Here is a 24999-nt window from a genome sequence, read left to right as displayed (position 1 = left end):
CGAGATGCCGTGGCCAGCAATGATGTGGTGGCTCTGGGGCGTTCGGGCAGGTGATGTGAGCCGGACCGCTTCTGTTCCTCAAGTCACGGAATAGTCACGGCGGGCGTGACTCACGCCTCCGACGCCGGATCCAGCGCCGCCGCGGCCGCCTCCCGGTGGGCGCTCTCGCCGGTCTCCAGGGCGTAGAGCCCGTATCCGACGGCGCCCGCCGAGTACATCTCGGTGCAGTGCTCGGCCAGACGCGGCCACACCTGCCCGCCGCCGCGCACATAGTGATCGAGGGCCACCTCGAAGGCCTCGGGCGGGGCGCTGACCCGATGGAACATCAGATCCTTGGCGGGGTCCCCGATCGAGGCCGTGGTCCAATCGAGGATCGCGGAGACCTGCTCCGACTCGACCAGGGTGTGGCCCGGGTAGATCTCCCCATGGGTGAGCACGGTGCGGGAGGGCCAGTAGTCGTCCTCGGCCAGCCAGGCGTTCCAGCGCTCCCACAGGGCCGGAGCGATCCGGAAGGATTCCGCCACGCGGTCCAGGTCACGGCGCCAGGCCGCTCGCACCTGCTCGGCGCTGCGCACCTCGATCCCCGTGGCGGCCGCCGCGTCGGCGTCGATCCGGTGCAGCTGCGCGACAGCGTCCCCGAGGGACGCGGCATAGGCGGTGGAGGACATGTCGATGTTCCAGTGGAGTTCGCCATCGACACCGATCGAGAGGCCGGGGACGCCCGGCAGCAGGGGGTAGGCGATCAGCTCGGGGGAGTGGACGCGCCACTCGGGCACCGCCACGTCCAGCCGCGGGGCGACGAGCGCGAGCAGGCGCCCTTCGACGTCCGCACGGGCCAGCACGTCTGCACGGCGAGGGATCCGCAGGACCCAGTCGGCCCCGTCGGACCCGCGCCCGAAGGCGACGCGGAAGTCCAGGCCGATCTCCTCGGTGCGGATCGAGGAGCGCTCGAGCTCGAGGCCGTGCGCGGAGGCCAGCGCGAGGAGGTCGTCGAGGTCGGCGGGCGGGGTCGTCGTGGCCATGGCGTCAGTCTGGCATCGCACCTGCGGTCCCGGCCAGGGAATCCGGCGCGGGACGGAAGGGGTCCGCGTACGATCCAGGCATGGACCGCACCATCTTCGAGGTCGCCGGCGGGATGGACGCGATGAGGCGTGTCGCTCGGTGCTGGCATGACCTCGCCCTCGCCGATCCCGTGGTCGCGCATGCGTTCTCCCATGGCTACGCCGAGGACCACGAGGAACGTCTGGCGGCCTATCTCGCCCAGGCGCTCGGCGGGCCGCCCGCGTACACCTCGCGATTCGGCCCCGCGGCGCACGTGGACCGGATCCATGCGGGCGGCGGGGTCCACGAGGACTTCGACCGTGCCGGGATCGCGGTCTTCGACCGCGCCGTCGACGACGCGAAGATCCCCGAACCTGCCGCGGGTGCCCTCAAGGACTACTGGGCGTGGATGACGACGACGGTGATGAACGAGTTCTCGGATTCGGCCGACGGCGTCCCCGCGCAGCGCCCTGTGCACACCTATGACTGGGACGGGCCCGTCGGGTCCGAGCAGTGACGGATCGGGGCCTCCGACCACGCGCCGAGGCGGTGCGTCGAGGTCTGGCGGTGATGGTCCTCGTCGTGGTCTGGGCCGTGCACCTGGCGGCGCAGCTGGGCGGCGTCGCCGCCCTGGCCGGCTTCAGCCAGGTGCTGGTGATGCCGGCGCTCGCCGCCGTCCTGTGGACCTCCACCAGCTCGCCGCGCGAGCCCCTGGTGCGCCTCGCGCTGGGCGCCCTGGGTCTGTCCTGGCTCGGGGACTCGGTGCCTCGCCTCGCCCCGGAGAGCCTCTCCTTCCTGGTGATGGTCGTGTTCTTCCTGGGGGCGCAGGTGGTCTACGCCCTTGGGTTCTGGCCGTACCGGCACCGCTCCCTGCTCACCCGACCGGTGCGTGCGACGCCCTACCTGTTCGTCGCGGCGGTGACCGTGCTGGTGTGCGCGCCGAGCGCCGGCGAACTGCTGCCCGCGATCACCGTCTATTCGGCGGCGATCGCGACGATGGCCGTCCTCGCCACCGGGCTCGGCCGTCTCGGCGCGGTCGGGGGAGCGGTCTTCGTCGTCTCGGACTCGCTCATCGCGCTGGACGCCTTCGGCGTGCTCACCCTCCCTGCCCAGGGGTTCTGGGTGATGAGCACGTATCTCCTGGCCCAGCTGCTGCTGATGTTCGCGGTGCGCCGGGAGGATCGGAGGAGCTGAGGTCGCGCCCCGCGGCTCGGACCAGACGAGGTCGCGCCCCGTGGCTCGGACCAGACGAGGCCGCGGCCCGTGGCTCGGACTCGACGAGGCCGCGCCCCGTGGCTCGGACCAGACGAGGCCGCGGCCCGTGGCTCGGACTCGACGAGGCCGCGCCGGGCGGTCCCGGCGCGGCCTCGATGTCCCGCGGTCAGCTGCTGCGAGAGGCGGCGTACGCGGCGCGAGCCTCCTCGCGCTCGCGGTGTCTGGCCTGCGACGTCGCGCGGGCGGCCTCGTCCTCGGCGACGGTCACGACGTTACCGTTGCCATCGGTCGCGATGGTGCCGTCCGCCCGGGTGACCAGGAGGTCCTCGGGCTGTTCGTCCGAACGCTCACCGCGGTCGTTGAACGCGACACGTACCTCGTGGATTCGGTGGGCATCGGTGAGCAGCTCGCGCACGTTCTGCTCGGAGGCCACCATGGATCGGAACTTCGCGGGCAGTCCCTGAAGGGTCTTCTCGTCCTCGAGCATGCGCTCGTACATCGCGTCCCGCCGAGCCTCGAAGCCGGCGTAGGTCATCTCCACATAGGCGACGGCCTCGCGGTGGGCGTTGTTGACCGCCGCCTGCGCGCGCCCCTTCGGGGACAGCAGCGAGACCAGCACGGTCACGACGAGGACGGAGATGATCACGGTGAGGGACAGCCCGGTGGTGACCTCGGGGACGTCCAGCGGCTCGCCGCCATGGACGAAGAACAGCTCATTGGTGTGCAAGGCATGCAGCACGAGCTTCACGCCGATGAAGGCGAGGATGACCGACAGCCCGTAGGACAGGTACACGAGGCGGTCGAGCAGTCCGTCGATGAGGAAGTACAGCTGCCGCAGGCCCAGCAGCGAGAACGCCGTCGCGGTGAACACGATGTAGGTGTTCTGGGTGAGGCCGAAGATCGCCGGGATGGAGTCGAGGGCGAACAGCAGATCGGTGCCGGCGATGGCGATCATGACCAGCAGCATGGGGGTGAGGACCCGCTTGCCGTTCTCGATCGTCAGCAGCTTGTCGCCGTCGAACTCGTCGGTGGCCGGCAGGACCTTCTTGACCAGGCGGACGAGGAAGCTGTCCTGCTTGTCCTCGTCGGGGTCGTCCTCCTTGGCCTCGTCGCGGATCATCTTGGCGGCCGTGTACAGCAGGATCGCCCCGAAGATGTAGAAGGCGAAGGAGAGGCGGTCGATCGCGACCGCACCGATCGCGATCATGCCCGACCGGGCGATGATCGCGAAGGTGATGCCGAACAGCAGCACCTTCTGCTGGTCCTGGCGGGGTACGGCGAAGGCCCCCATGATCACGAGGAACACGAAGAGGTTGTCGATCGACAGGGCCTTCTCCGTGACGTAGCCGGCGAAGTACTCGGCGCCCATGGTGGTGCCGCCGAGAGCGAGGACGCCGATGCCGAACACGAGGGCGATGCCCACGTAGATCCCGGACCAGACCGCGGCCTCGCCGATGGTCGGGATGTGCGCCTTGCGCACGTGGAAGATGTAGTCGAAGGCCAGGAGCCCGACGATCGCGATGATCGTGAGGATCCAGATGAGGGGGGAGACAGTCATTCAACTTTCCTGGGTCGCGTGGTGGACCCGGGTCTCTCCGCCCACCGAAGCTCTCGGTGGGCCGACGCGCCCGGAGGACTCTCGATCGTCCTCGTGGTGACGTGCGCGGCGTGGCGGATACTCCCCCGTCGTCGTGTGCGAGCGTACACAGCGTCCCTGGGGACGAGGGAAGTCTTCCGTGCGCGGGGGTAGGCGGGATCACCTGCGGCGCCGCGCCGCTGAGCGGTCCGGCCGCTCGGCGGGCCGCCGACGGCGCGTCCTGTGCTCAGCGGTCCTCGCGCCGTGCGACCTCCTCCTCGAGCTGGTCCTTGTCCATCTGCGAGCGGCCCTCGACACCCTCACGCTGCGCGTCCCGGTAGAGCTGGTCCTTGGTGCGCCCCTGGGGGCCGGAGCCGGACCGCTCCCCGCCGCGTTCCGACGGTGACTTGTCCTCCGTCGAGGTCTCGCTGGCCTCCTCGGACTCGCCTTCCTGGGCCCGGGTCTTGTTGACGGTGCGGGCGGCGATCTCCTCGGCTTCCGCCTCGGAGCTGCCCTGGTCCAGCTGGCTCTTCCTGACGTGGTCGTACTGCCGTTCGCGCTTGGCGCTCCATGCCTCGGGCACGGTCACTCACCTCTTCCGACGACGTTCCTGAGCACGTACCGCAAGGTGTCGTCCCTGCTCGTGCATCTCCATCCTGGGGACGCGCCCGCTCTCTGTCGAGGGATCGGACCGTCCGGTCCCCGGGGCGCCGGACGTCGGGCCCCTGGACCGGCCGACGCCGTCACTCGCGCCGTGCGTCCCCGGTCATGCTGCCGATGCTGTTGGACGGAGTGGTCCCGTCACGCCAGCGCAGCAGCGCGCCGACGCCCTCGGGTACGCCCTCGACGTCCTCCGGCAGGGCGGAGACCGCGCCATCGGTGAGCAGCGTCCGGCGCAGCAGGTCCTCGATCATGGCCGGGGCGTGCGCGGTGACGAACACCAGCTCCTCGACCTGCCCCCGGGTCAGCGCCTGGGCGACCTCGGAGGCACCTCCCACCGAGGCGCCGTCGCGGGCCTGGCTCTCGCGGAATCGTTCGGCCAGCTCCTGCTGACGACGGGCGACGAACTCCTCCGTCACCCTCACCAGCTCCTCCCGGAAGGGGCCGCGATCGAAGGCGACCCCTCGGGTGCCGCCGGGCACGTCGATGACCCTCTCACGGGACTCGTGGTGCAGCGCCTCCTTCAGCAGGCCCATGGCGCGCACATCGCCGCTGAGCATCAGCATGTCGGGGCACTTCTCGCGCAGGATCCGCTCGACCGTCTCGGCGACCGCGTCCGCATTGCGCTCCCAGGAGTCCTCGACGCGCGTCTCATAATTGTTCGCCCGCCACCCGTGCTGGGTGCCGCCCCCGAGGCTCGCCTTGTGGAGCACGTCGTGGCCGCCCTCCACGCTCGCATCCCCGCCCAGATCGTTGCGACCGTGAGCGATGGACGGATTGTCCGGGGCGCGCAGGTGGAGATCGGCGCCGGCGCGGTCGACGATGATCAGCAGCTGGCTGACGGCGAAGGGAGTCAGCTGCAACAGGGGCAGCAGCTGCGGATGCTCGCCGCGGTGGGCCGCTTCCTCCAGCGGCGGTGCCGGCAGGACCCGGTCCACGAGGATCTCCGTATCGGTCGCCAGCAGGGTCCGGCCGTGCCGCCCGCCGATCGGGGAGGGGCTCAGCACCGTCTCCTCGATCTGGTCCAGCAGTGCAGCGGGGGCACCGGCGGCCGAGAGGTCGGAGCGCATCCGTGCCCATCGCGCCTCGAGCTCGCCGGCGGCGTGCGGATCGGTCCGGGTGGTGTCGATGTGGACCGACGTGAAGGGGCCCGGGGCCTCGAGGGCGGGCTTCAGCCAGGGCAGTTTCACGGATGACCTCCTGCGTGCTCGACGTGCGGGGGGGGACCGAGCTCCCAGCTCGGCCTCGTTGCACCGCGTGGGTCACCTCACCTTTGCACGCGGAGGGGGTCATCGCAAGCAGAACGCCGGAGCCGACCCTCGGGACTGCCGAGACGGCCTCGGGTGGCGCCGGCGGCGCCGAGCGCGCGAATTTCTGGACATCTGCCCTGGCCGTCGCGACGTGGGCTATCTCATGCAGGGTGCGACGACGGGTTGCGCGGCATCGACGGGGTGTACTTAGGGTAGGCAAACCTAAGTACAAGGGGCGCGTGTGGCGCGCTCCGTGATCCAGGAGGGCCTTCCCGCCATGCCAGAGCTGTCGCCGCGTCCGCAGAGGACCCTGACCACCGCCACGGATCCGTCCCCTGCTCTCCTCGGCGCCGCGAGCGCCGAGGAGTACTCCGCCGTCCTCCACGAGGTCGTCGACACGCTCGCCGAGCGCTTTCGCACCGTCGCCGCCCCGTCGGCCGGCCCCGACCGGCGGCACCTGCGCGCCCTGGTGGAAGCCGTCGAGCTGGACGCCGCCGGGATCGGGTGCCGCGACGCCCTGCGCGAGGCGGATCATCTCTACGCCGAGCACGCGGTGTGGTTCCACCATCCCGCCTACACCGCGCATCTGAACTGCCCGGTGGCGATGCCGGCGGTGGCCGCCGAGGCGATGCTCGCAGCGATCAACACCTCTGTGGACACCTACGACCAGTCCCTGGTCGCGACCTACATGGAGCGCCGACTCATCGACTGGACCGTCGGCCGGATCGGTCTGACCGGCGGCGACGGGGTCTTCACCTCCGGCGGCACGCAGTCGAACCTGCAGGGTCTCTTCCTGGCCCGGGAGCGGGCGCTGCGGGATCTCGACGGGTCGCGGCGGGAGAACCTGCCCCGCCTGCGTCTGCTCGTCGGAGCCGCCGGACACTTCTCCGTGGCCCGGGCCGCGCTGCTGCTGGGACTGGACGAGGGTGCGGTGATCACGGTGGGCGGTGACGGGGACGGCCGACTCGACCCTGATGCGGTGGCGCGGGAGGTCACGCGCCTGGAATCGGCCGGTGACGTGGTCATGGCGGTCTCCGCCACCGCCGGCACCACCGATCGCGGCACCATCGACCCGCTGGCGTCGATCGCGCGGCTCTGCGCGGAGCACGGCGTGTGGCTGCACGTGGATGCGGCCTACGGGGGAGGTCTCCTCCTCTCGCCCACCCGGCGGCACCTGCTCGAGGGCGTCGAGCAGGCCGACTCGGTCACGGTCGACTTCCACAAGACCTTCTTCCAGCCCGTCTCCTCGAGCGCGATCCTGGTGCGCGACCCCGCCGTCCTCTCCGCGGCGACCTGGCACGCGGACTATCTCAATCCCGCCGCCGAGGCGAGCGGCGAGGACGCCGAGCCCAATCAGGTCGACAAGTCCCTGCAGACCACCCGCCGCTTCGACGCGCTCAAGCTCTGGACCACTCTGCGCGCCCTCGGTCCCGAGCGGCTCGGGGAGATGGTCGATGCGGTCTGCGACCTCGCCGCAGAGGTGACGGAACTGCTCGAGCATGATGCGGACTTCGCCGTGCTGGGAGGCAGCGATCTGAGCACCGTCCTGTTCCGCTTCCATCCCGCCTCGATCGACGCTGCGAGCGCGGACCGCTTGGTGCCCCTGATCCGCCGGGTGCTGCTGGACTCAGGACGCGCCATGGTCGCGCGGACCACCCTCGACGGCACCCCGTGGCTGAAGATGACGCTGCTGAACCCCGAGGCCACCCTCGGCGATCTCACCGCTGTGCTCGACCTGGTGCGGGCCGCCGGACGCGGCCTCCTCGCCGGCTCGGACATCGCCGACCACGACCTCTCCGTCCGGGATCCTTCACCCTCCCACGGGCAGGAGCCGGCGATCGCCTCCGGTTCCGCCGGGAGCGCGGGCACGGCGGGAGCCCGGCGATGACCGCGGCCGGGGACACGACCGGCGACACGACGGTCGACGCGACCGGCGTCTCGACGGACGACGCAGGGATGGTCCATGACCTGATCGGGATCGGGATCGGTCCCTTCGGTCTCGGGGCGGCGGCTCTCGCCGACCCCCTCGACGACGTCGACGCGCTGTTCCTCGACCAGGCCCCGGGGTTCCGCTGGCATCCCGGGATGATGCTCGAGGACGCCACCCTCCAGGTGCCCTTCCTCGCGGACCTGGTGACCCTCGCCGACCCGACCTCGCCCTACTCCTTCCTCGCCTTCCTCAAGGCCACCGGTCGGCTCTACCCCTTCTACATCCGCGAGTCGTTCTACCCGCTGCGCACCGAGTACGAGGCCTACTGCCGCTGGGTCGCCGAGCAGCTGGACTGCCTGCGCTGGCGGAGGCGTGTGATCGCCGTCGAACATGCTGCGGGTCCCCCCGGCGGCCCCGCCGCGACCTCCGCCGGGTCCCCTGCCGACGGCGAGCACTTCGCCGTGACGGCCGAGGTCCTCGACGAGGACGGCGAGGTGATCGGTCACGAGATCCACCGCGGGCGGCGCCTGGCGCTCGGCGCCGGGACGCGACCCTCCCTGCCTCCCGCCCTGTCGGGCCTCGCCGAGAGCTCCGCCTCCCCGGGGACGCCGGCAGATCCGACGGCAGGGCCCGTGATCCACAGCGCCGAGTACCTCGAACATCGCCAGCAGCTCCTGGCCCGCGGGTCGATCACTCTCGTGGGCAGCGGTCAGTCCGCCGCCGAGATCTACCGCGATCTCCTCGAGGATGCCTGTGCGCGGGGGACCCGGTTGGACTGGATCACGCGCTCGCCGCGGTTCTTCCCGATGGAGTACACCAAGCTCACCCTCGAGATGACCTCCCCGGAGTACACGGACCATCACCGCAGCCTGTCCGAGGCCCAGCGCGATGAGCTGGGCCGCAGTCAGCGCGCCCTCCACCAGGGCATCAGCGGCGACCTGATCGACGACATCCACGAGGCGCTCTACCGCCTCAGCCAGGGCGGGAGAGAACTGCCCACGACTCTGCTGAGCGACGTCGCCGTCACCTCCGCCCGTCGGGATCCGGACACGGGGGAGGCCGTCCTCGGCCTCCGGCACGGCAGTCTCGGCACCGAGCGCGAGCACCGCACGGGCGCCGTCGTGGCGGCGACCGGCTACCGGGCCGCAGTGCCCGACTTCCTCGCTCCGCTCGGGGACCGGATCCGCCTCGACCGCGCCGGGCGGCTCGATGTCAGCCGCGAGTACACCGTCGACACCGCCGGGCGCATCCACGTGCTGGGCACCGAGATCCACACCCACGGCGTCACCGCGCCGGACCTCGGCTTCGGTCCCTGGCGCGCCAGCGTCGTCCTCGCCGCGATCACCGGGCGCGAGCCGTACCCGATCGAGCGCAGCATCGCGTTCCAGACCTTCGGTCTGCCGCCCCAGGAATCCACGTCGACCGCATCGCGCTGACCCACCGACCATCAGGAGCCCTTCCATGACCGACCTCACCCTCGAGCCCGCCGATCCGCACCGCGACGCGGCCGACCTCCACCGCTGGCTCACCCATCCCCGCGCGCACTTCTGGAACCTGCTGGAGAGCACCGAGGATCAGATCCGCGACCACGTGGCCGCGCTCGCCGCGGACCCGCACCAGGACGCCTGGCTGGGACGGGCCGACGGCGTCGCGTCGTTCTACGTCGAGACTTACCGCCCCGAGCTGCTGCTCGATCCGACGCAGTTCGCCTCGCGGACCGGAGACCTGGGCATGCATCTGCTCGTCGCGCCGCCTCAGGACCAGGGCGACCGCGGTTTCACCGCCGCCGTCATGGCCGAGACGGTCTCCTTCTGTCTGCGCGAGGACCAGGGGCTCGGCGCCCAGCGCCTGGTGGTCGAGCCCGACGCGGCCAACACCGCCATCCGCCGCAAGAACGCCGCCGCCGGCTTCCGCGTGCTGGGGGAGATCGACCTGACCGTCGACGGGCATCCCAAGCGCGCGGCGCTGAGCGTCTGCACCCGGGAGGATTTCGCCGCCAGCCTGCTCGGCCGCCGACGCGACGTGCGCACCGACGCACTCTCGGGCGCTGCCGCGTCGGCCGTGTCCCCCGATGTCGCTCCCGCAGGGACCCTCGACGTGCCGGGGCCGCTCGCCGTGCCCTGGGCCCACCTCGAGCCCGACCACGGGGCCGCCGCGCAGCGTCAGCTCGTCGCCAAGGCGCTCGGTGAGTTCTCCCACGAGCGCCTGCTCCACCCGGAGCCGACCGGCGAGGGCACGTGGCAGCTGACCGCCGGACCCTCGCGCTACACCTTCCGGGCGCACATCCTGCCGCTGGAGCACTGGCTGCTCGAGGAGGACACCCTCGTGCGCACCCAGAAGGGCGTCCCGAGGCCGCTGGACGTCCAGGAGCTGGTCCTGGAGCTGCAGGAGCCGCTGGGACTGCCCGAGGACCTCGTCTCGATCTATCTCGAGGAGCTCGCCTCGACCTTCGCCGCGCGCACCGCCACGCTCGAACAGGCCCGTCGGGGCGCGCGGCCGGTCACGGCCGACCTGCTGGACGCCGATCTGCAGACCGCCGAGGCGGCGATGACCGAGGGCCACCCCGGCTTCCTCGCGAACAACGGCCGCATCGGCTACTCGCTGTCCGACTACCGCGCGTACGCCCCCGAATCCGGCCGCGCCACCCGCTTGGTCTGGGTCGCCGCGCGCCGGGAGCTCAGCCACCTGTCCCTGGGAGAGGGGCTGGACGAGGCCACCCATCTCGAGCTCGCGCTCAGCCCCGAGGAGCGCGACGCCTTCGCCGACCGCCTCGCGGGTCGCGGCCTGGACCCGGCCGACTACCACCTGCTGCCGTTGCATCCGTGGCAGGCCGAGCACCGCCTGCCCATCACCTTCGCCCCGGACGTCGCCCGAGGGGACCTGGTGATCCTCGGACCGGGCGGCGACGAGCACCAGCCCCAGCAGTCCCTGCGCACCTTCTACAACGGCACCCGCCCCGGCGCCCCGTACGTCAAGACCGCCCTCGCCATCCAGAACATGGGTTTCCTGCGGGGCCTGTCCCCGCACTACATGCGCGACACCCCGGCGGTGAACGACTGGCTCCGGAGCGTCGTCGCGGACGATGACGAGTTCGCGGCGTGCGGCTTCTCCCTGCTGCGGGAGCGTGCGGCACTGGGCTACACGGGCGACGTCTACCACCGCACCGCGGCGACCAATCCCCATCGCAAGATGCTCGCGGCGCTGTGGCGGGAGAACCCGGTCCCTCTGCTGGCCGACGGCGAACAGGCCGTGACCATGGCCGCGCTCCTGCACCGCGACCACGAGGGGACCGCCTTCGCGACCGCCTCGATCCGCGCCTCCGGGCTGGAGCCGCGCACCTGGCTGACCGGGTATCTGCAGGCCTACCTGCGCCCCCTCGTGCATGCGCTGCTCGCCCACGACGTGGTCGTCATGCCCCACGGCGAGAACCTCATCCTGCGGATGCGCGGCCATGCGGTGGTCGGCGTCTTCCTCAAGGACATCGGCGAGGAGATGGCCGTGGTGGGCGACCGACCGTTGCCGGCCGACATCGAGCGGGTCCGAGCCCGTGTCGACGGGGAGGAGAAGGCACTGTCGGTCTTCACCGACGTCTTCGACGGCGTGCTGCGGCATCTCTGCGGGATCCTCGCGGCCGACGGAGTGCTGCGGGCCGAGACCTTCTGGCAGGTCGTCGCCGAGGTGCTGGACGGGTACGAGGCCGAGCATCCCGAGACCGCGCGGGGACTGGCCGGTGACGTCGACCTGCGCGCGGCCGGCTTCGCGCACTCCTGCCTGAACCGGCTGCAGCTGCGCAACACCCTGCAGATGGTCGATCTCGGCGACCAGGCCTCCTCGCTGCTGTACGCGGGGCGGATGGACAACCCGGTCGCCCGGGGCGCCGCACCGGTCGAGCTCGCCGCCTCGTCGGTGGCCCGAACCGCCTGAGCTGTGCCGTGACCGGGCGGTCCGCCGCCCGGTCGCGAGTCACGCCCCGTCGGCCTCCTGCTCCTCGCGCAGCAGCGTGCCCAGATAGCGGGCGATGCGGCGGGCGGCGGGAAGCTCCAGCGACTCCTCGACGTCGGGGTTGTAGTTGGTGTTCGTGTTGATGTCGTAGGTGACGGTGCGGCCGTCGACGGTGGTCATGTACTCGATCCCGGCGATCTCGATGCCGAGCTCCGCCAGCAGAGCCCGGTACCGGCCGATCAGCGGAGTCTGCGCCGTCACCTCGGGGCGGATCCGGAACATCGGCTCCGCCGCCTCGTCCTCGCCGGGCACGGCGCAGGCCTCCGCGGGGCACAGCTCGAAGGCCCCGCCGGAGGTGTCCACCCGGACCGCGTAGACGAACTCGCCACCGACGAACTCGGCGCGGGTGATGGCGGGCTCCTCGGCCACCAGCAGCTCCTGCAGCAGGGTGATCCCGTCGGCGGAGTCCTCGAAGCGCTCCCCGCGCACATAGGCGGCGAAGTCGGCGTGGTCGTCGACACGGCGCACCCCGAGACCCTTGCCGCCCTGGTTGTGCTTGGTCAGGAACGGGGCCCGGAAGCCCTCGGCCGCCTCGAGCAGATCGTCGCGGCCGAAGACGGCGAGAGTGCGCGGCACGTCGAAGCCGGCGCGGCGCAACTGGGCGTGCTGGAGCACCTTGGAGACCTCGAGGTCCGCGACGTGCTGGCCGTTCACCACTCGTCGTCCCCAGGAGGCGGCCCAGGCGGTGATCGAGCGGGCGGCGTCCTTCGCCGGCGCGGCGCCGCGGGTGTGCGAGGAGGCGCTCAGGCGCGACCAGATCACCCCGCGGGGCGGTTCCGCATCGAGGTCGAGGGAGCCTTCGCCGAGGCGCCATTCGACCAGCGGCACCCCCTCCGCCTCGAAGGCTCGGCGGAACGGGGGCAGCCACTCGGGATTGTCGTGCAGCACGTGCACGGCGTGATCGACCGGGTGCTCCCGGAGCGACGGCGCCGCAGGGGCCTGGGGAGCCAGGTGCGCGGCGGGCGTCACCGAGACGGGGGAGACGGGCGAGGCAGTCATCAGCAGCTCCTGGGAGGGTGCGAAGTACTGCTTCAGGCTAGCTCGTCGCGACGCCCGCGCCCAGGGGTGATCGCCTCACGAGAGCTCGGCCCGGTGCACCCGGTGACGGCCGATGGGCACCATCAGCGGGAGCCCGGAGACGGGATCGGGGATCACCCGGGAGCTCAGGCCGAACACCTCGTGCACGCGCTCCTCGGTGAGCACCTCCGCCGGGGGCCCGCTCGCCCGGACCGCGCCGTCGGCGAGCATCACCAGCTGATCGCTGTACCGGGCGGCGAGGTTCAGGTCGTGCAGCACCATCACGACGGTGATGCCGCGGGTGCGGTTCAGATCCGTGAGCAGGTCGAGCACCTCGACCTGATGGCTGACGTCCAAGAAGGTGGTCGGCTCGTCGAGCAGCAGCAGGTCCGTCTCCTGGGCCAGCGCCATCGCGATCCACACCCGCTGACGCTGTCCACCCGAGAGCTCGTCGACGGGCCGGTCGGCGAGGTCCGCGGTCCCGGTGGTGTCCAGGGCGGCGGCGACCGCCTCGTCGTCGGCCGTCGACCAGCGGCTCAGGATCCCCTGGTGCGGATGCCGGCCGCGCCCGACGAGATCGGCGACGGTGATGCCCTCCGGGGTGAGCGGGGACTGGGGGAGCAGCCCGAGCAGGCGGGCGAGCTTCTTGGCGGGCATCCGGTGCACCTGCTGGCCGTCCAGCAGCACCTGGCCGCCGCGTGGGGGGGGCAGGCGCGACATCGAGCGCAGCAGGGTCGACTTCCCGCAGGCGTTGGCGCCGACGATCGCCGTGACCCTGCCGGGAAGCAGCTCGAGATCGAGGTCCTCGATGACGGTGCGGTCGGCGTAACCGACGCTGAGCGACCGGGCGGTCAGGGTATGGCTGGTGGTCACAGGGAGCTCCCTCGACGGTTCACGCGGATGATGAGGTAGATCAGGTACGGGGCGCCGAGCACGCCGGTGACGACGCCGACGGGGTAGCGGGTGCCGGTGGCGTACTGGCCGACCAGATCGGCGACCAGCACGAGCAGACCGCCCACCAGAGCCGCCGGCACCAGCGGCGAGCTGCCGGGGCCGACGAGCCGCGCCGCGATCGGCCCGGACAGGAACGCCACGAAGGCGATCGGCCCGCAGGCCGCGGTGGCGAAGGAGATCAGGCCGACGGCGGCGATCACCACCAGCAGCCGGGTGCGGTCCACGCGCGCCCCGAGGGCCTGGGCGGCGTCGTCCCCCAGCTGGCCGACCCGCAGCTCCCGGGACCGCGACAGCAGCAGCGGGCCGAGCACGACGAGGGCCCCGAGGACGGGCCGCACCTCGTCGGCGGAGGTGTTGTTCAGACTGCCGGTCAGCCAGCGCAGCGCCTCCTGGAGATCCCACTGACCAGCCGTCGAGAGCACCCAGTCGGTCACGCTCTGCAGCATCGCGGCGATCCCGATGCCCACCAGGATCAGTCGGGTCCCGGCAGAGGTGCCCCGCCGGGACAGCAGGAAGATCACCCCCGCCACCGCCAGCCCCGCGAGGATCGCGACCAGCGAGACCGCGGTCCCGGACAGCCCGAGCACCACGATCGAGAACGCCGCCGCGGCGCTCGCGCCGGAGGAGATGCCGATGATGTCGGGGCTCGCCAGCGGATTGCGCAGCATGGTCTGGAAGGTGACCCCGCCCAGCCCGAAGCAGGCGCCCGCGAGCACCCCGAGCACCGCGCGCGGCAGGCGCAGCCGGCCCACGGTGAAGCTCGCCCCGGGCACGTCCTCGCCGGCGACGACCCGCAGCACCTCCCCAGGCGGGTAGAACGTCCTCCCCACCATCAGCGAGAGGCAGAACACCGCCGTGATCGCCAGGGCGAGCAGCGAGATCACCAGCGCGGTGCGAGCGTTGCGCCGACGCCGGGCCGCCCGCACCCGCTGAACGGTGGCGGTGTGGTCCGAGCTGCTCCCGGTGACGGCGCGGGAGAACTGATCGGCCGCGGCTCTCACAGACTCACCAGCTTCTGCCGACGGATGATGGCGATGAAGAACGGGGCGCCGATCAGGGCGGTGACGATGCCGACGTCGAGCTCCGCGGGCCGCGCGACGATCCGGCCCAGCACATCGGCCGCGGTCAGCAACGCCGCCCCGGCCACGGCGCTGAAGGGCAGCAACCACCGATGGTCCACGCCGATCAGCAGGCGGCAGGCGTGCGGGACCACGAGGCCGACGAAGCCGATCGGGCCGGTCACGGCGGTCGCGGCACCGCACAGCACCACGGCTCCCAGCGCCGCGACGGCCCGGGTGACGGCGACCCGCTCGCCGAGCCCGGCGGCGAGCTCGTCGCCCAGGGCCAGGGTGTTCAGCCCGCGTGAGCACAGCAGCGACAGGACGAACCCCGCGAGCAGGAACGGGGCGACCTGCTGCAGGGAGGCGTAGGTGGCGCCGCCCACGCCGCCGATCTGCCAGGAGCGCACGCTGTCGCCGATGTCGGAGCGCGGCAGCACGACCGCGCTGATGAACGAGGTCAGCGCCGCCCCGGTCGCGGCACCCGCCAGGGCCAGCTTCAGCGGGGTCGCCCCGCCCTGGCCGAGGGACCCCAGCACGTAGACGAGCACGGCCGTGACGGCGGCCCCGAGGATCGCCACCCAGATGAACGTCGAGGCTGCGGTGAGCCCGACATGGGCGATGCCGATCACCACGGCGAGGGAGGCACCGGTGTTGATGCCGAGGATCCCCGGATCCGCGAGGGGATTGCGGGTCACGCCCTGCATGACGGCCCCGGAGACGCCCAGTGCGGCGCCCGCGACGACGGCGAGCAGCGTGCGGGGGATGCGCTTGGCGACCGCGGCGGGGCCGAAGCCGTCCGTCGACCCTCCGAGCGCGGCGAGGACGTCCTGCACCCCGACGTCGCGGGAGCCGATCGCCACCGAGGCCACCGCGATGCCGAGGAGCACGGCCACGGTGAGCAGCAGCCACATCGACCGCGTCCGGGACGACCGTCGCAGTATGGCGGCCGTCGTCCCGGGCGCGGTGTCGGTTCTCGTGGTCATCGAGGAGCGGGTGCCGCGGTCAGGCGGAGGCCGACGCCGCGCGGTCCAGCTCGGCCAGGTAGTCCTCGAGGATGTAGGGGATCGCCAGCGGGGTGGGGTTCGCGGCGGTGCCCAGCGGGCTGTCGCCGGGAAGGCGCACCACCGCACCGCGTGAGACCGCGGGCATCTGCGACAGCAGCGGATCCGCCTCGAGCGCCGCCAGCAGGGAATCGTCGCCGTAGGTCACGATGATCTCGACGTCGCTGAAGACGTCGGCGTTCTCGGCGCTGACGGTCGAGGAGAACTCCGCGGTCTCCTCGGAGGCCGCGACCACGCTCGGGGCGATGCTCATGCCGAGGTCCTCGAAGAACATCGTCCGCGTGTCATGGGCGGTGTAGAAGCTGACCTCGGAGAGGTCGGTGGTGTCCACATGGGTCAGGAACATGGCGTTCTTGCCGCTGATCGCGGGATGCGCCGCGAGGGCCTCCTCGATCTGTCCTTCGAGGTCCGCGACCAGCGCCTCGCCCTCGGACGCCATGCCCATCCCGGTGGCGTTGACGGTGATCATCTCGCGCCAGGGCGTGCCCCAGGCGATCTCGGGGTAGGGCACGGTCGGGGCGATCCGGGTGAGGGTGTCGTAGTCCTCCTGGGTGAGCCCCGAGTAGGCCGCGAGGATCACCTCGGGGGCGGTGTCCGCCACCCCTTCGAAGTCGATGCCGTCGGTCTCGTCGAACAGCACCGGCGGCTCGACGCCGAACTCCTCGAGCGCCTCCGCGACCCAGGGCAGCAGGCCGTTGCCGTCGTCGTCGCCGAAGTTCGCCGCGGCCATGCCCGCGGGAACCACCCCGAGCGCGAGCGGGACCTCGTGATTGGCCCAGGCGACCGTCGTGACCACCTCGGGGACGGCCGGGATCGTGGCGGTGCCGAAGGCGTGCTCGATGGTGATCTCGGCGCCGCCGCCGGTGCCGCCGCCGTCGGAGGCGTCGGTGTCCGATGCCCGGCCGGAGGAGCAGCCGGCCAGGGCGGCGGCGAGAGCGAGGGAGGAGCCGGCGAACACGCGGCGGGAGATCGGTGCCATCAGGGGCCTTTCGAGGAGCGCGCGGACGCGGGACAGGGCGGACCGGGCACGAGGACCGGACCGGACGGGATGGTGCGATCCGGCGGGCGGACCGGACGCCATGAGGGGTCGGGTCGATGCCGCCGAGGACGCCGATGGCGGAGCCTCGGCAGAGACCCCGACGCCCTACTTAGGATTGCCTCACCAAAGTTACGGCGGGTCGGCCCGGGATGCAAGACGCGATCAGGATCCGAGCGCTCGGGCTCGGGCCCGCGATCGCGTGCGGTCGGAGCCTCCGCCCTCGGGTCGGGGCCGCTGGCTCAGACGCCGATCCCCTCGAACGCTCCGCGGAAACGGGCCCCTGGGTGCTCATCGGGCAGCCGGTCCCGCCCGGTGAGCTGACGGCGCATGGTGCCGCGGCGCTCCGGCAGTCGACCGCGGCGGCGGAGGATCGGCGAGACCAGCTCGGAGAAATCTCGGAGCGTGTCGAAGGAGTGGTACTGGCGCAGGTTGATCCCGTCGATCCCGTCGACGTCGAGCCAGTGCTCGATCGCGTCGGCCACGACGTCCGGGGTCCCGGCGACGAAGAAGCGGTCGTGCCAGGCCTCGTCGACCTCGTCCAGCAGGTCGCCGACGGTCTCATGGGTGCCCCGGCGGCCGACCGAGGTGTCGGCCGGCAGCCCCTCGATCTCGAGGGCTTCGGCGATGGTCCGCTCCCGGGGGTGCTCGAGGGCACGGATCGGCACCGACTGGTGCACGAGCAGGCCCTCGGTCGAACGGTGCGCGTAATACTGCGCGAGCTTCTCGTCGACCTCCTGCTGGGTCCGCCCCGTGATCACGGCGGCCTGCACCACGAACTTCGGGTCGAGCGGGTCCCGGCCCGCCTCCTCCGCGGCGGCCCGCACCGCGGGCACGGTCCTCTCCAGCAGCGGGCCGTGGGTGAACACGAGCTCTGCGTTCCGTCCCGCTCGGACAGCTCCGGCCGGGGAGGCGGTGGCGAGGATCAGGGTCGGGGTGCGCTGTGCTGAGGGCTCACTGAGGTGAGGGCCCGCGACGGAGAAGTGGGCCCCCGTGTGGTCGATGCGGTGCACTTTGGCGGGGTCGCTGTACAGGTTCCCCTCGACGTCCCGGACCACGGCGTCCTCGTCCCAGGAGCCCTCCCACAGCTTGTAGAGGACCTCGAGGTACTCGTCGGCGATCTCGTAACGCCGGTCGTGCTCGATCTCTTCGGCCAGTCCGAAGTTGCGTGCGGCGTTGGGGAGGTAGGAGGTGACGATGTTCCAGCCCACGCGCCCCCCGGTGAGGTGGTCGAGGGTGGACATGCGGCGGGCGAACGCGAAGGGGGGCTCGTAGCTGGTGGAGAAGGTGATCCCGAAGGAGAGCCGTTCGGTGACGGCGGCCATCGCGGGGACCACCAGCATGGGGTCGTTGTTGGGGATCTGCAGCCCTTCGCGCAGCGCGGCCTCTGCCGAGCCCCCGTACGTGTCGTAGGCGCCGACGACGTCGGCGAGGAAGACGGCGGCGAAACCGCCTTCCTCCGCCAGGCGTGCGAGCTCGGTCCAGTAGCTCAGGTCCGTGTAGCGATGCCTGTTGTTCTCCGGCAGGCGCCAGAGGCCATGGGTGATGTGTCCGACGCAGTTCATCTCGAAGAGGTTCAGGATCAACGGCTTGGGGGTCATGGGGGCTCCGATCATGGAAAGGGGCGAGTCTCCTGCACGATCTGCCGTCGGGGCGCGGCCGCGCATCCGGCGTGAACACGGATGACGGCGGGAGAACTGTCCGGCCCCGGCGCCGACGCACCCGTTCGCGCCCCGTCATAAAACTTTGGTCTCTCCAAAGGTGTGCTTAGAGTGCTCAGCAATCGTCCCGCCACCAGCGCTGGAAGCACCCGAAGAGCCCCAGGAGAATGAGGAGGACCGCCGTGCGCCGACGTCATCTGGTCGCCGCGCTCGCCGCGGGCGGCGCGAGCACCGTGCTCGGCGCCTGCGCGCCCCCCGCCCCGTCCGCGACCCTTCCCGCCGGGACGAGGAAGGGAGGGGAGCTGGTGTACGCCACGGACCGCGAGCCCACCTGCCTCGACCCGCACAACAGCGGGGACATGCCGCAGACGTACATCGCTCGGCAGTACCTCGACTCCCTGGTCTCGATGCAGCGGGACGGCTCGGTGGTGCCCTGGCTCGCGGAATCCTGGGAGATCTCCCAGGACGGGCTCACCTACGATTTCACGCTCAAGCAGGGAGTCGAGTTCACGGACGGGGAGCCCCTGGACGCCGAGGCCGTGGTCGCCAACTTCGAGCAGATCATGGACCCCGCGACGCAGTCCTCGACCGCCCTGCTCTACCTCCTGCCCTACTACGAGTCCGCGGAGTCGATCGCGGAGCACGTCGTGCGGGTGACTCTGAAGCGTCCGTACTCCCCGCTGCTGACGGTGCTGTCCCAGGCCTTCTTCGGGATCGAGTCCCCGGCGGCGATGGCGCGGGGTCTCGGGGAGAACTGCCTCGCCCCGGTCGGGACCGGACCGTTCATCGTCACCGAGTGGACGCGCAACCGTGAAGTCGTCATGGTGCGCAACGAGAACTACACCTCGGCGCCCGCCGATGCGAAGCACCAGGGACCGGCCCATCTCGAGAAGGTGACCTGGCGGTTCCTCCCGGACAACACCGCCCGCTTCGGGGCGCTGCAGTCCGGGACGGCGCAGGTGATCTTCAACCTGCCGCCCGAGTCGGTCCCGGCGGCGACGGCCGACGACACGATCGCCACCGATGCCTTCGTCCACTCGGGCGTCCCCTTCGCGCTCGATCTGAACACGACCAACCCGGCGCTGGACGACATCCGCGTGCGGCGCGCGATCGTGCACGCCTCCGACGCGGAGGGGATCGTCGAGAGCGCCTACGCGGGCGTCTTCCCCTACGAGGGCAATGCGATCTCCTCGGGGACCCCGGCGTACGACGATCGGTTCCATGAGCCCTACCCCTATGACGCCGAACGGGCGACGTCCCTCCTCGACGAGGCCGGATGGACCGGGCGCGATGACGAGGGGTACCGCACCAAGGACGGGACGTCCCTCGCGCTCCGCCTCCCCTACAACTCGGATCCGGGGGAGACCCCGCCGGCGGACCTCACGATCTACCAGAACTTCCAGGCCATGCTGAAGCGCGTCGGGGTGAAGATCGAGCTGATCCCCTCCGACGCGGCCACGATGACCGCGGTGAAGGACGACCCGGCGCGGTACGACATCCAGGGGCGCTACTGGAACAGCCCCACACCGAACGTCATGTACATCAAGTTCTCGCAGGAGACGCTGGCGCTGGGCAATGGTCAGAACGTGTCCCACGCCTACGACGAGGAGCTCGACGAGACGCTGCTCGCCGCCGCGGCGACCACCGATCCGACCGAGCAGGCCTCCCTCTACTCGAGGGCGCAGGAGCTCCTGACCGCCCAGGCATGGCACGTCCCGCTCTACCCGATCCAGACGCGCCTGGCCATCCGTTCCGATCTGGTGCGGGACATCTGGATCGAGCCCAGCGAGGGCGAGCCCGTCCTCCACGACGCCTATCTGGTCCGAGAGGGGCTCTGAGATGCTGCTCCGCCGCATGGCCGCGCAGCTGGGGTCGTCGCTCCTGCTGCTGTGGGCGGTCGCCACGATCGTGTTCTTCCTCCAGCACATGGTCCCCGGTGATCCTGCGCTCGCGATCCTCGGCGGCGCCTCCGCGAACCCGCCCCCGGAGACGGTGCAGGCCGTCCGGGAGCAGTACGGGTTCGACGATCCCCTCCTCGTGCAGTACGCCGCGTTCCTGGGCGGGCTGGTCCAGCTCGATCTCGGCGAGTCCTACACGATGAAGGAACCCGTGGTCACCGTCATCGGCGCGCAGATCGTCCCGACCCTGCAGCTCACCGCCGCGGCGCTGGTCGTCGCCTGGGTGCTCGCCCTCGCCCTGACGCTGCTCACCGCCGGTCGCCCCGGGATCGTCGGCCGGCTCGGCTCAGGGATCGAGGTCGTTCTGGCCGCCCTTCCGCACTTCTGGCTGGGGGTGCTGCTCCTCGTCGTCTTCGCCGTCGTGCTGGGGTGGCTGCCCGTCGTCGACGGAGGGCCGCTGGGCATGATCCTGCCCTCGCTGACCCTCGGCGTCCCGCTCGGCGGGTTCCTCGCGCAGGTGACCCGCGACGAGTTCGAGGCGGCACAGCGCCAGCCCTTCGTGCTCTCGGCCCTCTCCCGCGGGGCGGGACGCGCGGACGTGCGATGGCGTCACGTGCTGCGGCATGCGGCGCTGCCCGGCATAGCCCTGTCGGGGTGGGGACTGGGCTCGCTCATCTCGGGGGCGGTCGTCGTCGAGGTGATCTTCTCCCGCCAGGGGATCGGTCAGGTGCTGGTCTCGGCCGTGACCTCCCAGGACCTCCCGCTGGTCGTCGGCGTCACGCTCGTCGTGGCCCTCGTCTACGTCGTCGCCAACATCCTCACGGACCTCGCCTATGTCGCGGTCGACCCCCGACTGCGCAGCTCGATCGGAGCCGCCTCATGACCGTCCTCGCCCCTGCTCCCGAGGCACCCGCGCTCGACGAGGGACAGCGCCCCGCGCGCCGGGCCCGACGTCTCCCCGTCCTGGGCGGCCCCAGCGTCTGGGCAGCGGCCACCGTCGTCGCGCTGGTCCTCCTCGCAGCTCTGCTGCCCGATCTGCTCGCCCCGCAGGACCCGCTCGAGATCAGCCTGTCGGAGAGCTTCGACGCGCCCAGCGCCCAGCACGTCTTCGGCACCGACCAGTCGGGGCGCGATGTGTACAGCCGCGTCGTCCACGGGGCGGGCCAGTCGCTGGTCATCGGACTGGGCGCCACGGCGATCGGCCTCGTCGGAGCCCTCGTGCTCGGTCTCGTCGGAGGGCTCGCGGGGCGATTCGCCGACGCCGCCGTCACCCGGACGATCGAGGTGCTGTACGCCTTCCCCGGGATCCTGCTCGCGATGATCCTCATCGCCGTCTACGGCAACAGCGCCCTGACCCAGATGGTCGCGGTCGGTGTCGCCACGATGCCGGGGTACGCGCGCATGGTCCGCGGTCAGGTGCTCGGGGTGCGGGGATCGCTGTACGTCGAGGCGGCCCGCGCTCTCGGCCATCCTCCGTCCCGGATCCTGGTGCGCACCCTCCTGCCCAACGCATTCCGGCCGCTGACCGTCCTGATCACGTTGGGGGTCGGGCAGGCGATCGTCTGGGCCGCGGCGCTCGGCTTCCTCGGCATGGGGGTCCAGCCGCCCACGGCGGAATGGGGAGCGATGCTCAACGCGGGCCGCACGTACATCCAGCAGGCCTGGTGGATGGACTTCTTCCCGGGGATCACGATCGTGATCTTCACCCTGTCCCTCACCGTGCTCGGCCGCCATCTGCAGCGCACCGAAGATTCCGGAGTCGCCCGATGAATCCGCTGATCACGGTGCAGAACCTGTCGGTCGCCTTCGACGGGGTCCCGGTCGTGGAGGACGTGTCCTTCTCGGTCAGGGCGGGAAGCTGCCTCGGGATCGTCGGAGAATCCGGGTCCGGCAAGTCCGTCACCGCGCGCTCCCTGCTGGGCCTGAACGGCGACCGGGCCGCGGTCACCGCGTCGACGCTCGAGGCTCTCGAGGACCTGCTCACGTGTTCGCAGGAGGAGCTCCGGCGGCTGCGGGGACGCAGGATCGGGTACGTCCTCCAGGACGCACTCGTCTCGCTCGACCCCTTGCGGACCGTCGGGGCGGAGATCGCGGAGCCGCTGCGCATCCACGGCGTCCCCCGTGCGGACCGGTGGTCGCGAGTGCTCGCGCTGCTCGAGGCGGCGGGGGTGCCGGAGCCGGAGCTGCGTGCGCGGCAGCTGCCGGGCGAGCTCTCCGGGGGCCTGCGGCAGAGGGCGCTGATCGCCGCCGCGCTCGCCCTCGGACCGGAGATCCTCATCGCCGACGAACCCACCACGGCGCTCGACGTCACGGTGCAGGCGCAGATCCTGGAGCTGCTCGAGCGGAGCCTCGGCGACGGACGGGCCCTCGTCCTGATCAGCCATGACCTGGCCGTCGTGGAGCGTCTGGCCGACCAGGTCCTGGTCATGAAGGACGGTCGTGTGGTCGAGCAGGGCGACACACGGGAGGTCCTCACCCGGCCACGCGAGGACTACACGAAGCGGCTCATCGCCGCGGTCCCCTCGGCGCACTCCCGCGGGACGCGGCTCTCGGACGCCTCGCCGGCACGGATCGAGGTCGGCGGCAAGGAGGCGCGGAAGCCCTCCGACGCACCGGTGCTCACGCTCGAGGGAGTCTCCAAGCAGTTCCGCGGGCCCGACGGCAGAGGTCGCACCGTGGTCGACGAGGTCTCCTTCGAGCTCCGGGCGGGGGAGACGCTGGGCATCGTCGGCGAGTCGGGCTCCGGGAAGTCGACCCTCGCCCGCATGGCGCTCGCTCTGACCGAACCGACCTCCGGCAGGGTCCTGCTGGGCGAGCGGTCGTGGTCCGGGCTGCCCGAGCGACGGCGCCGAGGGCGTCGGCGGCGCATCGGTGTCGTGCACCAGGACCCGCTGGGATCGTTCGACCCCCGCTGGACCGTCGGCCGCACGATCGCCGATGCGGTGCCCGGTGCCACGACCCGGAGCGAGCGTGCCGCACGGGTCGACGAACTCCTCGTCGCCGTCGGGCTCGGGCCGCAGCATGCCGCCCGCCATCCGCTCACCCTGTCGGGAGGCCAGCGCCAGCGCGTCTCCATCGCACGGGCGCTGGCTCCCGGCCCCGAGATCCTCGTCCTCGACGAGCCGGTGTCCGCCCTCGACGTCTCGATCCAGGCACAGGTCCTCGACCTTCTCGAAGACCTGCAGGACGCGCTGGGCACCGCCTACCTGTTCATCTCCCACGACCTGGGCGTGGTGCATCACCTCAGCGACCGGGTGCTGGTGATGCGGGGCGGCAGGATCGTGGAGTCCGGCACGGCCGACGAGGTGTTCTTCACCCCCGAGCACGACTACACACGGGAGCTCGTCGCCGCGCTGCCCCGACCCGACCTGGAGGAGATCGCATGACCGCGACCGGAACCCGCACGACCGCCCCGTCCGTCGACCTCGAGTACGCCGAGCTGAGGGAGCGGTTCGCGCCGGTGCTCGCCACGATCGCGCAGGGTGCGGCGGAGCGCGACCGGGAGCGCCGGCTCCCGCACTCAGAGGTGAGGGCGCTCGCCAAGGCGGGGTTCACCGCGGTCACGGTGCCGAGAGTCCGAGGCGGGGCCGGAGCGGGCATCGAGACCCTGTTCCGCCTGCTCCTCGACCTCGGCGAGGCGGACTCCAACCTGCCGCAGCTGCTCCGAGCGCACTTCGCATTCGTCAACGACATCCTCATCTCAGCGGAGGAGGGGGATACGGACTCCTGGTTGTCCGCGATCGCCCACGGGGCCGTGTTCGGCAACGCCAGCCACGAACGCAGCACTGCGACGGTCGGGGACCTCGCGACGACCGTGACCCCGGACAGCGAGGGATTCCGGCTCTCCGGTCAGAAGCACTACTCGACGGGATCGATATTCGCCGACTGGATCAACGTCTCTGCGAGGACCCCCGACGGGCGGCGCGCTCGTGTCACGGTCGCGTCCGATGACCCGGGCGTGGATCTGCGGGACGACTGGGACGGCTTCGGCCAGGTCCTCACCGGCAGCGGCTCGACGCTTCTGGACGACGTCCCCGTTCCGGCCTCTCGCGTGCGCGTCCTGGAGGGACGGGGCGACGGCACCGCGACGACGCAGACCGCGTTCCTCCAGCTCGTCCTTCTCACCTCCCTCGTGGGTGCGGGACGGGCCGCCCTCCAGGACGCCATCGAGTTCGTCCGCTCCCGCACCCGCGTCTATTCGCAGGGCAGCGGGTCGACCGCGGCGACGGACCCGCTGATCCAGCAGGTCGTGGGGAGGCTGTCCGCCGACGTCGCGGCCGCGCAGGACTCGGTCCTCGCGGCAGCCCGCGCTCTCGCCACGGCGCAGGACGCCGTCGGAGGTTCGCGGACGCAGGAGCTCACCGACGCTGCGGAGCTGCGCACGGTCCAGGCGCAGATCACGACCGTCCGGGACATGCTGCGCGTCACGACCGAGCTGTTCGAGGTGGGCGGGGCCTCCGCCACATCGCGCGGACGGAATCTCGATCGACACTGGCGCAACGTCCGGACCCTCGCCTCGCACAACCCGGTGATCTACCAGCAGCGCGCGATCGGGGACCGTCTCGTGAACGGCACCGACCTGCTCTACTTCTGGTCCACGGGAGAGAAGAAGCCGGAAGCCGGGCGCGACGTCTGAG

At 71.5% G+C, this 24999-nt stretch carries 20 protein-coding genes; 10 read left to right on the top strand and 10 right to left on the bottom strand.

Annotated elements, in window-relative coordinates; all coding sequences use genetic code 11:
- Positions 1-110: 110 nt before the first annotated feature.
- A complete protein-coding gene (locus BH708_RS07500) occupies positions 111-1022 on the bottom strand; it encodes a macrolide 2'-phosphotransferase (protein WP_076807821.1) in 912 nt (303 codons plus the stop codon).
- Positions 1023-1102: 80 nt separating this feature from the next.
- Here BH708_RS07500 and BH708_RS07495 point away from each other — a divergent pair, with 80 nt between their 5' ends.
- Together BH708_RS07495 and BH708_RS07490 are read left to right on the top strand one after the other, a co-directional pair.
- Entirely contained in the window at positions 1103-1558 is a 456-nt protein-coding gene (locus tag BH708_RS07495; RefSeq protein ID WP_076807819.1) for a hypothetical protein, read from the top strand.
- 53 nt (positions 1559-1611) lie between these two features.
- Complete coding sequence (locus tag BH708_RS07490) at positions 1612-2235, top strand: lysoplasmalogenase (protein ID WP_076807817.1); 624 nt, start codon at positions 1612-1614, stop codon at positions 2233-2235.
- Positions 2236-2422: 187 nt separating this feature from the next.
- Here the strand turns inward: BH708_RS07490 and BH708_RS07485 are convergent, their stop codons facing one another.
- The 3 genes from BH708_RS07485 to BH708_RS07475 form a co-directional block, all read right to left on the bottom strand.
- Positions 2423-3814 carry a TerC family protein gene (locus BH708_RS07485; protein WP_076807816.1) on the bottom strand — a complete coding sequence of 464 codons (1392 nt, stop codon included), beginning with the start codon at positions 3812-3814 and terminating at the stop codon, positions 2423-2425.
- Positions 3815-4079: 265 nt separating this feature from the next.
- On the bottom strand, positions 4080-4415 hold the full coding sequence (locus BH708_RS07480) for a plasmid stabilization protein (RefSeq protein ID WP_076810942.1): 336 nt from the start codon (positions 4413-4415) through the stop codon (positions 4080-4082).
- Between the two features lie 160 nt (positions 4416-4575).
- Positions 4576-5682, bottom strand: a complete 1107-nt coding sequence (locus BH708_RS07475) for a Vms1/Ankzf1 family peptidyl-tRNA hydrolase (RefSeq protein ID WP_076807814.1) — start codon at positions 5680-5682, stop codon at positions 4576-4578.
- Between the two features lie 337 nt (positions 5683-6019).
- On the opposite strand from BH708_RS07475, the gene BH708_RS07470 reads away from it, so the two are divergent.
- The 3 genes from BH708_RS07470 to BH708_RS07460 all read left to right on the top strand — a co-directional run bounded on the left by BH708_RS07470 (position 6020) and on the right by BH708_RS07460 (position 11596).
- Positions 6020-7630 carry a pyridoxal-dependent decarboxylase gene (locus tag BH708_RS07470; protein WP_083713364.1) on the top strand — a complete coding sequence of 537 codons (1611 nt, stop codon included), beginning with the start codon at positions 6020-6022 and terminating at the stop codon, positions 7628-7630.
- Between the two features lie 68 nt (positions 7631-7698).
- On the top strand, positions 7699-9108 hold the full coding sequence (locus BH708_RS07465) for a lysine N(6)-hydroxylase/L-ornithine N(5)-oxygenase family protein (RefSeq protein ID WP_076810940.1): 1410 nt from the start codon (positions 7699-7701) through the stop codon (positions 9106-9108).
- A 25-nt stretch (positions 9109-9133) separates the two neighbouring features.
- Positions 9134-11596 carry a GNAT family N-acetyltransferase gene (locus BH708_RS07460; RefSeq protein WP_076807812.1) on the top strand — a complete coding sequence of 821 codons (2463 nt, stop codon included), beginning with the start codon at positions 9134-9136 and terminating at the stop codon, positions 11594-11596.
- A 39-nt stretch (positions 11597-11635) separates the two neighbouring features.
- On the opposite strand, the gene BH708_RS07455 is transcribed toward BH708_RS07460, so the two are convergent.
- The 6 genes from BH708_RS07455 to BH708_RS07430 all read right to left on the bottom strand — a co-directional run bounded on the left by BH708_RS07455 (position 11636) and on the right by BH708_RS07430 (position 18419).
- Positions 11636-12673, bottom strand: a complete 1038-nt coding sequence (locus BH708_RS07455) for a RimK family alpha-L-glutamate ligase (protein WP_253705511.1) — start codon at positions 12671-12673, stop codon at positions 11636-11638.
- Between the two features lie 75 nt (positions 12674-12748).
- Positions 12749-13564 (bottom strand): ABC transporter ATP-binding protein, encoded by an 816-nt coding sequence (locus BH708_RS07450; RefSeq protein WP_076807811.1) that lies wholly within the window; start codon positions 13562-13564, stop codon positions 12749-12751.
- On the bottom strand, positions 13561-14646 hold the full coding sequence (locus BH708_RS07445; RefSeq protein ID WP_083713361.1) for an iron ABC transporter permease: 1086 nt from the start codon (positions 14644-14646) through the stop codon (positions 13561-13563). Before BH708_RS07445 ends, BH708_RS07450 begins: the two co-directional genes overlap by 4 nt.
- Positions 14643-15689 carry an iron ABC transporter permease gene (locus BH708_RS07440; protein ID WP_076807809.1) on the bottom strand — a complete coding sequence of 349 codons (1047 nt, stop codon included), beginning with the start codon at positions 15687-15689 and terminating at the stop codon, positions 14643-14645. The genes BH708_RS07445 and BH708_RS07440 overlap by 4 nt, the downstream gene beginning before the upstream one ends.
- Before the next feature lie 19 nt (positions 15690-15708).
- Entirely contained in the window at positions 15709-16746 is a 1038-nt protein-coding gene (locus tag BH708_RS07435; protein ID WP_076807807.1) for an iron-siderophore ABC transporter substrate-binding protein, read from the bottom strand.
- 299 nt (positions 16747-17045) lie between these two features.
- Positions 17046-18419, bottom strand: coding sequence for an NtaA/DmoA family FMN-dependent monooxygenase (locus tag BH708_RS07430; RefSeq protein ID WP_253705510.1), 1374 nt, complete (start codon positions 18417-18419; stop codon positions 17046-17048).
- A gap of 227 nt (positions 18420-18646) precedes the next feature.
- On the opposite strand from BH708_RS07430, the gene BH708_RS07425 reads away from it, so the two are divergent.
- The 5 genes from BH708_RS07425 to BH708_RS07405 are packed head-to-tail and all read left to right on the top strand — an operon-like array spanning position 18647 to position 24998.
- Positions 18647-20302 (top strand): ABC transporter substrate-binding protein, encoded by a 1656-nt coding sequence (locus tag BH708_RS07425; RefSeq protein WP_253705509.1) that lies wholly within the window; start codon positions 18647-18649, stop codon positions 20300-20302.
- A 1-nt stretch (position 20303) separates the two neighbouring features.
- The gene (locus BH708_RS07420; RefSeq protein WP_076807803.1) at positions 20304-21245 is read left to right on the top strand and encodes an ABC transporter permease; all 942 of its coding nucleotides are present in this window, start codon (positions 20304-20306) and stop codon (positions 21243-21245) included.
- Positions 21242-22132, top strand: coding sequence for an ABC transporter permease (locus tag BH708_RS07415; RefSeq protein ID WP_076807801.1), 891 nt, complete (start codon positions 21242-21244; stop codon positions 22130-22132). The genes BH708_RS07420 and BH708_RS07415 overlap by 4 nt, the downstream gene beginning before the upstream one ends.
- A complete protein-coding gene (locus tag BH708_RS07410; RefSeq protein WP_076807799.1) occupies positions 22129-23748 on the top strand; it encodes an ABC transporter ATP-binding protein in 1620 nt (539 codons plus the stop codon). Before BH708_RS07415 ends, BH708_RS07410 begins: the two co-directional genes overlap by 4 nt.
- Positions 23745-24998: an acyl-CoA dehydrogenase family protein gene (locus tag BH708_RS07405; RefSeq protein WP_076807798.1), complete on the top strand. Its 1254-nt coding sequence runs from the start codon at positions 23745-23747 to the stop codon at positions 24996-24998. The genes BH708_RS07410 and BH708_RS07405 overlap by 4 nt, the downstream gene beginning before the upstream one ends.
- Position 24999 lies beyond the last annotated feature (1 nt).

The sequence above is a fragment of the Brachybacterium sp. P6-10-X1 genome (assembly GCF_001969445.1).
In the GTDB taxonomy this organism is placed as follows: domain Bacteria; phylum Actinomycetota; class Actinomycetes; order Actinomycetales; family Dermabacteraceae; genus Brachybacterium.
Note: the sequence above shows the minus strand (reverse complement) of the source record. Positions and strands in the feature narration are given on the sequence as shown.

Coding starts and splice junctions, on each gene's coding strand:
- BH708_RS07430 (WP_253705510.1), bottom strand. CDS start 18,419: ATGATCGGAGCCCCCATGACCCCCAAGCCGTTGATCCTGAACCTCTTC.
- BH708_RS07470 (WP_083713364.1), top strand. CDS start 6,020: ATGCCAGAGCTGTCGCCGCGTCCGCAGAGGACCCTGACCACCGCCACG.
- BH708_RS07405 (WP_076807798.1), top strand. CDS start 23,745: ATGACCGCGACCGGAACCCGCACGACCGCCCCGTCCGTCGACCTCGAG.
- BH708_RS07455 (WP_253705511.1), bottom strand. CDS start 12,673: ATGACTGCCTCGCCCGTCTCCCCCGTCTCGGTGACGCCCGCCGCGCAC.
- BH708_RS07415 (WP_076807801.1), top strand. CDS start 21,242: ATGACCGTCCTCGCCCCTGCTCCCGAGGCACCCGCGCTCGACGAGGGA.
- BH708_RS07485 (WP_076807816.1), bottom strand. CDS start 3,814: ATGACTGTCTCCCCCCTCATCTGGATCCTCACGATCATCGCGATCGTC.
- BH708_RS07435 (WP_076807807.1), bottom strand. CDS start 16,746: ATGGCACCGATCTCCCGCCGCGTGTTCGCCGGCTCCTCCCTCGCTCTC.
- BH708_RS07410 (WP_076807799.1), top strand. CDS start 22,129: ATGAATCCGCTGATCACGGTGCAGAACCTGTCGGTCGCCTTCGACGGG.
- BH708_RS07420 (WP_076807803.1), top strand. CDS start 20,304: ATGCTGCTCCGCCGCATGGCCGCGCAGCTGGGGTCGTCGCTCCTGCTG.
- BH708_RS07490 (WP_076807817.1), top strand. CDS start 1,612: ATGGTCCTCGTCGTGGTCTGGGCCGTGCACCTGGCGGCGCAGCTGGGC.
- BH708_RS07500 (WP_076807821.1), bottom strand. CDS start 1,022: ATGGCCACGACGACCCCGCCCGCCGACCTCGACGACCTCCTCGCGCTG.
- BH708_RS07440 (WP_076807809.1), bottom strand. CDS start 15,689: ATGACCACGAGAACCGACACCGCGCCCGGGACGACGGCCGCCATACTG.
- BH708_RS07465 (WP_076810940.1), top strand. CDS start 7,699: ATGGTCCATGACCTGATCGGGATCGGGATCGGTCCCTTCGGTCTCGGG.
- BH708_RS07495 (WP_076807819.1), top strand. CDS start 1,103: ATGGACCGCACCATCTTCGAGGTCGCCGGCGGGATGGACGCGATGAGG.
- BH708_RS07460 (WP_076807812.1), top strand. CDS start 9,134: ATGACCGACCTCACCCTCGAGCCCGCCGATCCGCACCGCGACGCGGCC.